A 15,840-nucleotide genomic window follows, 5' to 3' on the forward strand; every position below is an offset into this window, starting at 1 on the left:
GCGGGCGCGGATGAGGGCAAGATCCGTCTGTCGGACACCAAAGGCGGTGCCGTGATCACGCTGACGCCTCCCACGGGCGGTGACGCGGTGCACCGGATCGGCATCTTCGGACTGGATCTCGTCGCCACCAACGAGGACCAGACCTACGAGCTGCGGCTTGACCTGACCGCCACGGAGCAGGCGGCATGGGAGAACCAGACCCTGACCGGCACGGACGATGTCGATCTCTCGACCATCGCGCCGCAATCGGGCGACGGGGTGTCCTCGGTCACCGCGCGCGGCTCGGGTGGTTCGCTGATCGCGGATGTGCGCGTCAACAAGGCCGAGCTCTTCATCTCGCCCAATGTCGATGCCGAGATCCTGGCGGCGCTCGTCGCCACCGATGGCAGCATCGTGGTCGATGCGAAGGGCGACATGGAAGGCTCCACGCTGGGCCGGAACGGCAATGGCGGCTTCGTCGCCGTCGGCCGCGCCGATGCGCTGATCAACCAGGGCGCCAACCGGATGACGGTCGACATCAAGATCGGCTCGGGCACCCAGATCATCGCCCGCAACGACCTGATCCTGACGGCCGAGGGCACCGGCGCCTTCAGCGCGGATTCCAAGACCACCACCGGTGGCGCGGTCGGTGTGGCGCGGGCCAAGGCCAAGATCGCGGCGGACTGGAAATCGCGGATCGAGTTCGGCACCAACTCGCAGATCCTCGTGGGCGGGGCGGTCAACGCGACCGCCACCGGCCGGATGACCGACCGGCTCGTGAACACCAACCGGGTGGGCGCGCTCGCCAAGGCGACCGGGATCGGCCTCGGTGGCGACGGCGACGCGGTCGCGGAGTTCATCACCGACAATGCCGATCTCGAGATCGCCGTGCTCTACGGTGCCCGGATCGAAGGCGGCGAGGTCAGCCTCAAGGCGATCGGCAACGAAAGCCTCGTGCGCGCCGATGCCGACGGACGTGGCGGCGGCTTCTACGCCGAGGGCGAGGCCGAGGCCTACGGCACGATCAAGATCGAGAGCGACATCCGGCTCGAGGACAACAACGCGGCCGATACCGGTGCCAAGGTCACCGGTTGGGAAGGTGTCGACTTCATCGCGGAGAACACCGACAACACAATCCACCTGCGCTCCTTCGCGCGCTCGACCGGCGTCTTCGGCTATATCGACAGCGATACCACCGCGCGCTACGACCTCGATGCCGAGATCTTCGGTGACAGCGGCGGCGTCAACAACACGCTCGTGACGGTCGGACCGCGGGATCCGTCCAGCAGCGTCCTGCGCAACGAAAGCTATGCCGAGCTCGAGCCCGGCGAAGAGCGGCTGGCCTTCTACGTGCTCGCCGACAATACCGGCAACACGATCGACCAGGACGCCACCCATTCCCGCCGCGCGCTGGCCGCCGGTGGCTCCAAGGAGAACACACCGGAGAACACAAAGGACGACGAGATCGACTTCTCCAGCAACGTGCTGGTCCTGTCCGGCCGCTCGCCGGAGCTCGTCACCAAAGGTCTCACGATCTCGAGCGGCGGCATCATCAGCCGCGCCGTCAACATCACCGTGGATCGCGCCGTGGGCGACACTGCAGCCACGAGCGGCACCATCGAGCGCGACAAGATCATCGTGAACGACATCACCAACCCCGGACCGGGCGACGTGATCTTCGACAGCTCGACCATCGACGGCTCGGGCGGCACCTGGACCTTCCGCGAGACGCTGCAGCGGATCGAGATCCTCAACTACTCGTCGCTCGATCTCCAGATCAACAATATCGACGTGACCGCCGATCGGCAGCCCTTGGTGATCCTGCAGCCCCTGGGCGCCGGCGATGTGGTGGGCCTGACCTTCAACATCCTCAACGATGTGGCGCCGACCTATATCGAGATCTCGAATATCGGCACCTACGCCAACACCGATGCCGACATCCTCTTCAACGGCGTGATCAACAACCCGATCGGGGTCACCACGATCGTGGCCCAGGACGGATCCGTCTACGAGGATCCGAACGCGGCGGGCGGCGGCACCGCGAATGCCAGCGGCGAGACGCTGATCCGCACCGAGACGCTCAATATCGACGCGAGCGGCAATGTCGGCGCCAACGGCGGGGGCGCCTTCGAGGCCACGCGTCTCAAGGTCGAGATGGTCGAATCCGACGGCGTTCCGACCGCCTTCACCTTCCAGACCAGCGCGTCGAACGCGACCACGGACACGATCTTCCTCGGTCTCGGGAACACCTTCTTCGAAGGCCAGATGGTCCGCTACGAGGCGTCCTCGACAGTGATCAACGGGCTTCAGGACGGCGGCTACTACTATGTGAGCTTCGGCGACGACGCCTTCAACGATGACGGCAGCATGATCGGCGTGCAGCTCTTCCGGGATGCCGCGCTGACCGATCTGGTGTTGATCGGCACTCCCGCTGAAGGAGAGCCGCTGACGAATACCCATACGCTCGTCGGTGTGGAAAGCTTCACCGTTGATGCCGGGAACGAAGTCTATCTCGACATGCGGGCGCTGATGCGCTCGGGGGCGTCGACCGATTTCGACGGCGCGGACGAGTTCTACCTGATCAATATCGACCGGATCGCGGGCGGCAACGATGTCGACCTGATCCTGCGTCCGACCTACTTCCAGACCGGCGAAGGCCTGTCCGGCGGCGTGGTCGTGCGCCATCGCGGCGACGGGCCGGCACAGAAGGAATACACCTACTACACCTCGTTCTTCAAAGCCGCTCCGGCGCCGGACCAGGATCCCGTCGGCGTCAGCCGCGGTGCCTATGGCGAGGGCACCGATAAGATCAAGACCACCTATGATTTCCGCGGGCTCGACACCGATGGCAACCGGACCATCGCGGGTCTTCAGGCCGGCGACGAGACCGGTGAAGGCAACGTCAATGTCGTCTCCGCCGAGAACGATCCGACCGACACCACGATCAACGTCCTCGCGCTGATCGAGACGGCCACCACCGGCGTCCAGGTCGGCGACGGCCATGTCTCGGTCCTGACCAATGGCTGGATCATGCTGACCGAGATCACCGGCGACTTCCGCGTCGGCACGATCCGGTCGACCGCGGGCGACGTGATCCTCTATTCGCCGCAGCGCATCATCGACGCCGAGGGCGATCTCAACACCGATGCAGCCGATGTCTCGGGCGGCTCGATCAGCCTCTGGGCAACCGCGCCCTTCGTGAACCCGGATGCCTCCGAGTTCTACGCGCGCCTCGTCGACACCACCCTGACAGGTACGCCGCAGACCAATATCGGCGGCATCGGGCGGAAGGACAATTTCCTCGAGATCGACGTCGACAACCGCAATTTCGGAACCGGCGTGCTGCGCGCCTTCGACATCTACGCAACCGACACGGACGGCATCTTCATCGACGAGATCTCCGGCGATCTGCGCATCCACACCGTGTCGACGCCACTCGCGGATGTGTCGCTGCGCACGGTCTCGGGCTCGATCATCGACGCGCGCAACGATGACCTGGCCAACATTATCGGCCTTGCGGTCGACCTCGACGCCAATGGCGCGGGCGCGAATATCGGTGAGGCCGGCGACGATCTCGAGATCGACAGCCGTTATGGTCTGTCGCAGGTGGTCAGCCTGTCGGCGAATGTTGCAGATGTCGGGCTCGAGGCCACGAACAACATCTGGCTCACGGAAACCGCAGGCGAATTGCGCCTTGTGCTGGCCCATACCTATCTCGGCAACATCACCCTGACTGTGCGCGAGGGTGGGACCGTCGGCGATATCGACGGCGACGACCTGCAACTAATCGAAGACGGCAAGGCGCGTTTCGCCGAGACCGACACCACCGGACCGAACGGCCAGATCGACGCGCTGCGTCCGCTGGCCCACGGCCTGATCTTCGCCGAGAAAGGGTCCGTCACGCTTTATGTCGGCGACGACGTGGACACGCACCAGAACTCGGCCATCGTGGCGGGCGACCAGATCGACATCTTCGGCGATCACGTCAATGACGATGCGGGCTACGGCACCGAGATCACGCTGCGTGGCCAGATCATCGCGGGCGCGCTGCTTGTCGTTGCGGGCAACCGCGCGCCGAACACGCCTGGCAACACCAGCGCCACGCGCCCGATCGGCACCTGGCGTCCCGATGACAGCGCCGCGCCAGACGCCGGAACCTCTGAATACGACCGCCGCCTGACGCGGATCTTCGGCAATACCGACACGGACGTGATCCAGTTCGGCGACAGCTCCGGCTCGACCGGCGGCACGAACTGGGGCGATGATGGCTATATCTATCTCGGCTCCAAGACGCGCGCCTATGGCAGCGCCGACGCGGTCACGGGCGTCTACGACGATCCGAACGCACCGCCTCCGGGCAGCCGCGACGACGGCGAGGACCGCTTCTACGTCTACTTCCTGCAGGACGCCGCCGCGCAGACCTCGCCCGATATCGAGACCATCGGCTACGAGACCGACCGTTACGACACCTCGACCTACAATCAGGGCGACTCGCTCTCCGACTTCCGCGACAGCCTCGCGCCCTACACCGACGATCTGAGCGTCCTGGCCGAGCACACCCTGACGCTCGACGGCCAGTCCGACACCGACAGCTATTTCGTCTACACGCTCGGCAGCCAGGGCGACGCGCGGAATTACATCATCAACGTGCTCGACACCGGTGAAGAGTTCGACGGCGTCGATACGCTCGACATCTTCGGCTATGACAGCGCGCTCAGCGGAAAAGATGCCAACGGCGTCCAGCACCCGACCGACGATATCTTCCTGCTGCGTGGCGCCATCGAGCTGCCCAACGAAGAGGCGGACCGTCCGGGCTACGTGGCGCTCCTCCATGGCGAGCTTGGGCCGTATCAGGACATCCTGCCGGGCAACGAGCCGTCGGTCGAAGTGCAGCGGATCAGCTATGACAGTGGTCTGAACGGCCGTCTGACGGTCCAGGGGCAGGGCGGCAACGACGCCTTCTTCACCGACGACGTCACCGTGATCACCACCCTCGACGGCGGCGCGGGCGCCGACAGCTTCCAGATCGGTCAGATCTTCGGCAAGAACCGCAATCTCGACGCGAACCTCCTGCCGCAGGACATCTTCCCCGACCTCAAGCCCACCACCCGTGGCTGGCTGAGCCCGGGCTCCTCGGCGCCGCTTCTGGCGCAGGGTGGCTCCGGCAACGACACGTTCCGGGTCTATTCGAACCAGTCCGAGCTGCGGCTCGAAGGCGACGACAACAACGACCTCTTCATCGTCCGCGCCTTCGCCATCGCGGCGACGACGGATTTCGACTGGAACAACGACGCGGTGATCGACGTCAACGATCTCGATCCGGGCGTCGCGGTGCTGAAGGAGTTGCAGCGCCTCGTCGATGACGGGCGGACCCCGGCACAGGCGATCAACCAGCTTAACCTTCAAAAGCTGCAGGGCTTCGGCGTTCAGGTCACCACCTCCACGGACGTGGAGGCCTACCGGCAGCTGCTCCGCGACAACCTGCCGACCGATGGCGGGGCGTCCAAGTATGTCTTCGACACCAATGGCGATGGCGGGATCAACTTCCTCGATCTCTACATGACCCAGGGCGACACCACCGACGACGTGATCGTGCTCGACGAGGACGGCGTCGCGAGCCCGCAGATCGGACTCGGATTCTCGGTCGCGCAGGCGCCCGACATCCGCGCCGGCGGCGGCCAGGACGAGGTGCGCTACAACGTCAACGCGCCGGTCTCGGTCGATGGCGGCACCGGCTTCGACAAGCTGGTGATCCTCGGCACCGAGTTCGCCGATGACATCGCGATCACCGACAAGGGCATCTTCGGCGCGGGTCTGAATGTCCGCTACGCCACCATCGAGGTGGTCGAGGTCGACGGCCTCGAAGGCGACGACAAGTTCTACGTCCAGTCCACCGCCTTCGGCGTGGCCTATCGCGTGATCGGCGGCCTTGGGTCGGACATCATCAACGTCGCGGGCGACGTGCAGGAGGACATCATCACCCGCGAGCTCGAAGGCGTCTCGGGTGCGGTCGACCATCTCGTGAGCTCGGACGACTTCCTCTATGACGGGCTCGTGGTCGACGGTCTCGACTACAACGTGACGACCGACGGCGAAGGCCTTGTGGTGATCGACGAGGGCGCCGACGGCTTCACCGCCGTGCGCGAAGGCGGTCCGAACGAGATCGACAGCTACACCGTGCGTCTGGCGCGTGCGCTGGCCGAGGGCGAGGTGGTCTACGTGACCGTCTCTGCCGCGCGCTCGGGTCAGGAAGAGCGCGACGATATCCTCGACAATCCGTTCCCGCTCTATGACGGGCAGGGCGACACGATGTGGATCACCACCGGCGCCGATCCGAGATCGGGCATGCCCGACACCTTCACCGCCGCAGAGATCGAGGGCGTCGCGGAGCTTGAAACCGCGGTTCTCGAGGGCTTCCTCCGCGCCGTCGAGATCGACGGCGAGACGATCTATGTCCCGAACCGCGCCGTGGTCCTGCGCTTCGATCACACCAACTGGGACGACGCGCAGAATGTCTGGCTCTGGGCCGTCGATGACGAGCGCTCCGAGGGCGACCGCGTGGTCGTCGTCCAGCACTCCGTCATCTCGCCGACCTCGGCGGATTACGACGGCATCGACGTGCGCAATGTCGAGGTGGATCTGCGCGACAACGACACGCCGGGAGTGCTGGTGACCGAGGTCGGCAGCGTGGAACTGACCGGCACGGAAGTCACCGACTGGGTCGAGGACGGCCGGTCGATCATCATTGAGGGCGACGACACTACCGGTCTCTCCGACAAGATCCTCGTCCAGCTGTCGCGCGAAGTGGCGGTGGGCGACACGATCGTGGTGAAGATCAATCTCGGCGATCTGACCGGCAACCCGGACCTGATCGAACAGGCGGACCAGGCCTTCATCCTCAAGGATGGCGGCACGGAGCGCTTCAACGAAGATACCCTGACCATCACCTTCACGTCCGACAACTGGGACAAGCCCGTCGTCATCGACATCGTCCAGCGCGACGATTTCGTCCGCGAGGATCCGGAAACCGCGATCCTGAGCTTCGGCATGAACCTGGCCACGGTCGAGCAGGACATGACGCTCGGCACCTGGACCGACGCGAACGGTGTCGAGCGGCTCTCGCTGACCATCCGCTCGGGCGGCTGGGTCGCTGCGGGGCTCGAGGACGGCGAAGCGGTCACCATCGACGGGATCGCGGGCCTGGCCTCGGCCACGGTGCGCGGCTTCGATCAGGGCGGCTTCACGCTGCTTCTGGGCCGCCTCGCGTCGAATTTCGCCGGCACGCTCGGTGGTTATGACGATGTCGAGGTGACCAGGTCGACGCCTGTCGGACCGATCACCGTCAATGCCGATGGCCGCTACATCTTCCCGAACCTGCGCTCGGGCACCGGGCTTCTGGATATCGAGGTGATCGACAACGACACCGCCGGGTCGGTGGTGCTGGAATCCGGTCGCGACACGGTGCTGATCCCGGATGATCTGTCGACCGATCCCGCCGACGAGTCCGTCTCCGACACCTACCAGCTGCGTCTCACCAAGCAGCCCGAGGCCAATGTCACCGTGGCGATCCTGACCGACGGCCTGGCCGACGTGACCGGCATCGACACCGATGGCGACGGCACCTTCGAGCCGGTGACCTACGAGACCATCGGCGGCCTGCGTCCGGTGCAGCTCTTCTCGGGCTCCATCGTCTTCGAAGAGACCGGCGGCGTGGTCACGCTGACCCGCGGCACCGGGGCGGATCTCGGCAGCTTCCTGTCCGAAGGCTGGATCGCGGGCGACCTGATCCGCATTGGCGGCGCCAGTGTCGAGATCGGCGGGGTCACCTATGACCTTTCCGGCGATTACGAGGTCGCGTCGGTCACCGACCAGGCGATCACGCTCAAGGCCGGGACATCGCTCGGCCTGCCGGGCGGCACCACGAGTGTCGAGATCGAGGATACGGTGCTGCTCTCCAAGCTCATCGAGACCGAGGTTTGGACCGGAGGCGTCTTCTTCGACAAAACCGACGGCACCGATCGTCTGGTGCGTCTGGAGGCGTTCGTCGATACGAGCGGCATCCTCGACCTGAGCGACGAAGAGGCTCTGGCGCTTCTTCCGAACTACGACGTGCAGGGCTTCCTCAAGGAAGGCTTCGTCGAGGGGATGCGGATCCGCATCACCAATGTCGGCGGTGGCGCCAATGACGGCGATTTTGTCGACGCCAAGATCGCGATCATCCGCGGCTTCAACGGCTCCAAGGACCACACGATCCAGCTGACAACCGAAACCGAAGGTGGGCTTCCCGGCTGGCTGAAAGGCGCGACCGAAGGCGCGCCGGTCCAGGTCGAGATCAACCGCATCGCGGTGCTCGCGACCTTCACGCCGGACAATTACTACGAGCTGCAGACCGTCCAGCTGACCGCCGATCCCTATTACGAGGTCCCGACCACCCGCGAGGGCGTCAAGATCTTCCCGGTCAAGGCGCATCGCCTGTCCAATATCCGCGGGCCTCTCGCGGTCGAGGGTGGACCGTCCGGTGCCGATCGCTCGCTGACCGGCGGCGTCAAGCTGCCGGGCGAGGAGGATGATTTCCTCATCGCCATCGGCGCGCAGCCGCCGGAGAGCCAGCAGATCGACGTGCTGAACATCTTCAACGACGGCTCCAAGGCCGACACCGTCGGCACGTTGACCGAAACCACTCTCACCGGCTTCGGCATGGGCCCGGACCTGGTCTTCCCGTTCGTCGAAGGCCCGCTCTTCGGCGAGGGCTCCGAGCAGGTCGGCGGTACCACGCTGATCTACCCGGGCGGCATCAGCTTCGGGAAGGTGAACTTCGGTGCCTCGGGCGTCACCAATGACGGCCAGGTCTCGACCGTGGAGGTCGTCAATGTGATGCTGGGCGAGGGCAATGACCGGCTCGACGTGACCGGCACGCTGAACCCCGCACCCTTCGTGCAGGCCGACAACGTCTTCACCGCGATCAACAACTGGAGCGGCACCGCAGGCGATCCGGGCTACGACGTCAACTTCATCGAAGACTACGCGGGCGCCGACGTGATCTTCCGCGAAGGCTTCGACTGGAAGGCCGAGGGCTTCCTGACTGGCCAGAAGGTCTATCTCGCGACCGGTCAGTTCCTCGGCGAGGTGATCGGCATCGAGGATGCGCTGGCCTATCCGGGCCTCAACGACCTGCGCGATCCCAACGACAACTCGCTCCTGATCCTCGACACCGCGGGCAACGATTTCGGCGGCGAGCTGCCGGTCCTCGGCGAGGTCAAGCTGATCGCCAAGGATGACGAGGTCTTCTCGCTTCTCGCCACCACCGTCACCCAGGCCACGGCCGCCGGTGCGGTGATCACCCGGTCCTCGGGCTCGTGGGAGGAGGACGGCTTCCTCGCCGGGCACCTGATGCAGGTCGGGATCGGCGCGGATCGTCTGCAGCTGCGGATCGTCGAGATCTCCGATGACGGGCTCTCGCTCACCGTCGAAGGCGCGGGCCTGACCAACGGTGCGCTCGGCACCGCCGAGGTGCCCGAGGCGTTCTGGGTGCAGGGTGCCCATGGCGGGCTCACTGTCCTGCACGGCGGCGGCAACGCTTATGTGAATGTCGACGGCCAGTTCCATCTCGACACCGATGGCGACGAGACCCGGATGACCCGCCTCGACGGCCGGAGCTTCGCCGAAGCGGGCTTCAAGGTAGGTCAGGTCATCCAGCTCGAGGGTGAAAGCTTCACCCGCACCATCCTCGCCATCGAGACCTTCGGCGGCGATCCCGAGAGCTTCACCGGCGTCGAAGATCCGTTCGACAGCTGGGGGGCGGAGTCCGTCCTGGTCCTGGGTGAGCCGCTCGGCGGCGCGGCGGTCACCTATACGGGCGCTTATGTCGGCTCGCAGGCCGATCCGTTCCTCGTCCATGTGGCCGAGGCGCTCGTGACCTCGGTCAGCGTCGACGTGATCGTTCAGGTCGAAGAGATCACGGTAGACGGCGTGGCCCAGCTCGACACCACCGTCACCACGCAGGACGGCTCCGTTTGGGGCGACGCCTTCGTGCCGGGCGGTGTGGTCTTCATCGAGGGCTATGCCGGGGCCTTTACCATCAAGGACGTGCAGGGCTCGAAGCTCGTTCTGCTCGACGCGGCGCTCGGCGATTGCGGCGACATGAACGGCATGGCCACGATCACCATCACCACCGTCGACATCACCCGCTCGGGCGGGCAGCGCGTGGGCGGCGACCACTTCGTGGTCACTGGCGGCGCCGGTCCCGACAGCCCGCTGGTGATCTACGGCGACACCAGCCAGGACGGCATCTGGTACTCCGGCCATCCCTATGACCGCCTGGGCCTCGAGTTCGGCGAAAAGCCCTTCGATCCGTTCCCGAAACTCTCCGACCAGGAGAACGAGGACGACGAATGGGTCTTCGCGCTGGCGAACCCGTTCAAGCTGCACGGCAACGACATCATCGACGCCTCGGCGCTCTTTGCCGATGTGGCCGATGCCTCGACGACGATCTCGGTCGGCATCACCGCCTATGGCGGCATGGGCAACGACCTGATCATCGGCTCGCAGGCGGGCGATCACCTGGCCGGCGGCTCGGGCAACGACACGATCATCGGTCAGCGCGGCACCGACCACATCTACGGCGACAGCGGCATCAACGTCGACATTCTGACCCGGGCGCTCGACATCGCGACGCTCGACCGGAGCCCGCTGCCGACCGCCGATCCGGCCCTGCCGCGCGGCGACGGCTCGATCACCCCGGTGCCGAGCCCGGTGCGCGATCCGCTCGGCAACCGCCCGGCGGATACCAGCGGCTACCTGAACATCCCCGGCGCGGGCAATGACGTGATCGAGGGCAACGGGTCCGGCACCGCCGACACGGTGGCCGACATCATCTTCGGCGACCATGGCGAGGTGATCCAGTTCGTGGCCGACCCGAACCTGCCCGATCCGCACGAGCTCTTCGGTGTGCCGATCAATGGGCAAATCGTGCTCCAGAAGATCCAGACGACGCTTCTCGACAGCGTGCTCGAGATCAATTCGAAAGAGCCGCAGACCGGCGGGGACGACATCCTCATCGGCTCCGAGCTCGACGACGTCCTGATCGGCGGCGCCGGGGCGGACATGATCGACGGCGGCGAGGGCGACGATCTGATCTTCGGCGACAATGTCAACCTGGCCCGCCGTGGCGGCGTCGATGGCAACCTCGTCGACGACAACTTCTCGCTGCGGTTCCAGACTCTTGCGGGCATCCTGATGTATTCCCGCAGCGACCGGGGCGTCTCGGACGGCTACGATGCCGACGCGGTGACCGGCTCCAATTCGGGCGTGCTGATGGTGTCTCTCGACGCGGACGGCAACCCGATCGCGCGCGCGTATCGCGATCCGAACGGCCCGGGCTGGTGGACCGAGTACGAGATCGACTACGCCGAGTACCACAGCTTCGCGATCCATGACGGGACCGAGGGGCAGGGCGCCTTCGGCAACGACTACATCGCCGGCGGCGCGGGCCATGACCAGATCTTCGGCCAGCTCGGAAACGACATCATCCAGGGCGACGGCACCATCGACGGGGCCTATTCCTCGACCGGTGACGGCACCGTGGTCGGCTCCGATCCGTCGAACCCCTATGGCGGTGTCATGGTGCCGACGCGCTATGTCAGCGCGGCGCGTGAACTGCCGACGATCGACGATCCGGCAGGGGCGCTCAAGGTCGTGGCCGCGACGGTCGACGGGTTTGACCATACCGGCGACGGCAACGACTACATCGAAGGCGGCGGCGGCTGCGACACGATCTTCGGCGGTCTCGGTCAGGACGACATCGTCGGCGGCTCGTCGAGCTTCTTCAGCCTGACCAACCCCGATCTGCGGCCCGATGGCGACGACATGCTCTTCGGCGGCACCGGCGACCGCATCGACCGCAACGACGCCCGCGCGGCCGATGACAGCACCGAAGGGACCGAGCAGACCGGCGAAGGTGCGGGCCGCAACGCGCGCGACAGCGACACCATCGTCGGCGACAACGGCAATATCGTCCGGCTGGTCGGCATCAACGGCGTCGACGGCATGGACGAAAACGGCAATGGCATCGCCGACGCGGCCGAAAACGAGCTTACCGGCAGCGCCGCCTTCGCCGATGCCTACAAGGCGCTCTACTTCAGCCGTGGCGGCCTCTACCTCGCCTATGATTACGACGTGAACCTCGCCACCTTCGACGGCGAGTTCGTGGGCGAGAACGACGCGGCCTCGGTCCGGGATACCGGCTATAGCGGCGAAGACGGCGAGCGCCTCGTGGTGCGCGGCGTCACGCTGATCGACTACACGCCGGGCGGTCCGGACTACAACTCGGCGCTCTTCGGTGAATCGGCGCTGAGCCCCGACGGCTTCGCGGGCAACCCCGACGAGGATGCCGAGGACGCCTGGCGCGATACCTACGGCTTCTGGTCGCTGGTCGATATCGGCGGCTCGGACGAGGTCCACGGCGAGACCGGTGACGACGTCATCTATCTCGGCGGCGGCCATGACGTGGCCTTCGGCGATGCCGACAATGACGACATCATCGGCGGCTGGGGCAACGACTGGATCTCCGGCGGCACCGGTGTCGACGGTATCCTCGGCGACGATGGCCGCATCTTCACCTCGCGCAACACTGCGCTGAGCTCCGACGGGCAGGTCAGCCTCAAGGGCAATACCCGCAGTTTCGGCAATTACGGGACGGAATATGCGGAGAGCCTCTTCGGCATCTATGCGCTCCTGAACAATGATCCCGATGGCCGCACCAGCCAGGGCATCGTCATCAACGAGGAGATCTACACCCCGGGCCAGGTCCAGCGCGCGCTGATCAACCGCGCGGGCGAGCTGGTGAAATCGGTCGACCTGGTGCCCTTCGACAGCGTCGAGGACGCCTCTCTCGAACCGGTGAGCTCGGCCAACCCGCTGACCCACAACCCGCTTTACGCCGATGACGTGATCTTCGGCGGTCTCGGCGACGACTTCCTGCATGGCGGGTCGGGCGACGACGCGATCGGCGGTCACGAAGCGATTGCGGCGGGCTTCATCCAGCTCTTCGATGTGGATCCGGAAAACAGCACCGATGGCGTCAACGTCGCGCCGGTCGGACTGATCCGCACCGACTGGACCCGTCCGTGGAACCCCGGCAATATCCTGCGCTTCAACACCGGCGAGCCGCATTGGAACGAGCCGACCCCGGTCCGTTCGCGCACCGGCGAGTTCTACCTCTATGACGAGTACGATCCGCGCCGGACGATCCTGTTCGATACGCATGGGACCGTGTGGAAGGACGACGCGTTCGATGACACGTTCGACGGCGTGCTCTACCACTACTTCCTCAACGCGCCCGATAATGAAGGCATCGACGTCGAGAGCGTCGTCGAGTTCGCCCCGAATGGCACGCCCATCGGCGATCCGGTCACCGTCCAGAGCGATGGCAACGACCGTATCTTCGGCGACATGGGCAATGACTGGATCGTCGGCGGCACCGGGCGCGACCATATCTATGGCGGCTTCGGCAACGACCTGATGAACGCGGATGACGTGATGGGGGCGCCCAATGACGCGACCATCTTCGGCGGACGGCTCTCGGTCTACGACACCGGCAATTTCGGGTCGGCGGATGCGGACGATCAGGGTCTGAACGACACGCCCGAGACCCATGTCTACTGGGAAGACCGCGTCTTCGGCGGCGGCGGGCTCGACATCCTGATCGGCAACACCGGAGGCGACCGCCTGATCGACCACCTGGGCGAGTTCAACTCCTATATCGTGCCCTTCGCGCCCTTCGGCATCGCGACCGTGTCGCGGCAGGTGCCGCCGCAGCTCTGGGACTTCCTTGCAGCTCAAGCGGCCTCGGACGGTGTCGACATGACCCGGACGGCGGATATCGGCACGGTCGATTTCAACCAGGACAGCCGTTACTCGGCGGTGATCCAGCAGCAGGGCAACCCTTATGGCGAGCTCGGTCTGGTGACCCAGCGCGACCGCGGCTTCTGGCAGGACCAGTCCGGCCCGCCGACCGACCCGCAGGCCGGCAACATCCCCGGCGGGCGGCGCGACATCCTGCGCACGGCGGATTTCAACGACCGCTCGGGCGACGGCTTCGCGGTGGATCGCGGCCAGTTCACGGCGACCGGCGGCGTGATGGAGATCGCCTCCGACACGCCCGAGAGCACCGCCTCTGCCGTGTTCCTGCTCGATGACTACCTGCCGAGCTATTACGAGGTGATGGCGACCTTCAATCTCGACAAGCCGACCGGCGGCTGGAAGGCCAATGGCTACGTGATCTTCGACTATTACAGCGACGTCGACTTCAAGTTCGCGGGCATCAACATCTCGACCAACAAGATCGAGATGGGCTACGTGGACGAGACCGGCTGGCACTACGTCCAGCAGTCGAACAAGCCGGTCCGAATCAAGCCCGGCGAGAGCTACACCGTCACCGTCGCGATCAACGGCAACAACGTGACCGTCGCCGTCGCGGGGGTGAACTGGTTCACCTACGACTACACCCCGCGTCTCGATGTCTATGGCGATCCCATCCCGCTCAACCAGGGCATGGTCGGTGTCGGCATGGACGGCTCGCGCGGGCGGTTCGACAACTTCCGGGTGCAGATCCTGCCGCCGGACTGGACGCTCGACGAGACCGACGACTTCTCGCCGCCCTCCGAGCTTCCGCGCACCAGCCTCACGCAGGGCTGGGTCGAGCAGTCGGGCACGCTGACGGGCACCGCGCCCGGCACCGCGCCCGCGGTGCAGACCGTCGATCTGGGCGTGACGCTGCAGGTGAACTCGGTTCTCGAAATGGAGACCGATATTCGCGGCGACGGTCTCGCGGGCTTCGTCTTCGACCGCTACGACGCGCTGAACTACAAGTTCGTCGTGATCGACGCGGCCAATGACCTCGTGCTCGTCGGCCACGCCACCGAGGATGACGGCCAGGTGATCGACGGCAGCTATGCTTTCAGCCTGAACCCGAACCAGTGGGCGCGCCTGAAACTCACCATCCAGGGCGCGGGACTCGACATCACGGTCAACGGCCAGGTTGTCGGAAGCTACGGCTTCAACGCCGGTCTCGTGGATGGCGGCTTCGGACTGACGGTGCTTTCGGGCACCGCCGAGTTCGACGATTTCCGTCTCGCGACCAATGACGTGGCCTTCAACGATGCGCTGAAGCTCGCGGCGGACACCTATGCCGGGCTCACCGCCGAGACCTATGTCGAGGCGCAGGCGCTCGAGGAGGAGGATCTGGAGCGGCTCTACGACACCGCGCTCGAGGATTGGTACGAGGCGGGCCTCCTGTCCGCCGAGGACTATGCCGCGCTGTCGCAGATCGAGCTCGTGGTCACCGATCTCGAGGGCAGCACGCTGGCGCGCGCCAGCGAGGAGGACGGCGTGATCCTGATCGACGCCACCGCGGCCGGGGCTGGCTGGTATATCGAGAGCGACGAAACGGGCGAGGGCGGTCTGATCGCCTCGGGCGTCGACCTGCTCACGGTGCTCCGCCACGAGATCGGGCATCTCTTGGATTACGAGCATGGCGAGCTCGCGATCATGAGCCAGGAGCTCGATACCGGCACGCGGATCGAGGTGGACGCGGTCGCCGGTGAGGCCGAGACCGTCACCGTGGCCCCCGACGACACGGCCGAGACGGGCGACGGCGGGGAGACCGGGGAGACCGAAGGTGGCGGCAAGGGCAAGAAGAGCGCCGATGCCGGGCTGGTCTTCGATCCGGTCTCGGGCGAGCTGATCCCGGAGGAGGAGGCGACCCAGGTCGCGCTCGCCGCCGAGAGCCAGCGCGGCGGCCTGCGGATCGCCTCGCTCGCGGCCACCGCGACGCTGGCGGGCAGCCAGGCGGTCAAGGCCCGT

At 65.8% G+C, this 15,840-nt stretch carries 1 protein-coding gene (only partly in view); it reads left to right on the plus strand.

Annotated elements, in window-relative coordinates; all coding sequences use genetic code 11:
* Positions 1-15,840, plus strand: part of the annotated coding region (locus ACFQ4E_RS13135; RefSeq protein ID WP_386804273.1) for an LEPR-XLL domain-containing protein (this coding region is incomplete at its 3' end). Its footprint begins 17,370 nt before the window's first position; 15,840 of its 33,210 annotated nt are in view.

This window comes from Litorisediminicola beolgyonensis (genome assembly GCF_042679605.1).
Lineage (GTDB): Bacteria > Pseudomonadota > Alphaproteobacteria > Rhodobacterales > Rhodobacteraceae > Litorisediminicola > Litorisediminicola beolgyonensis.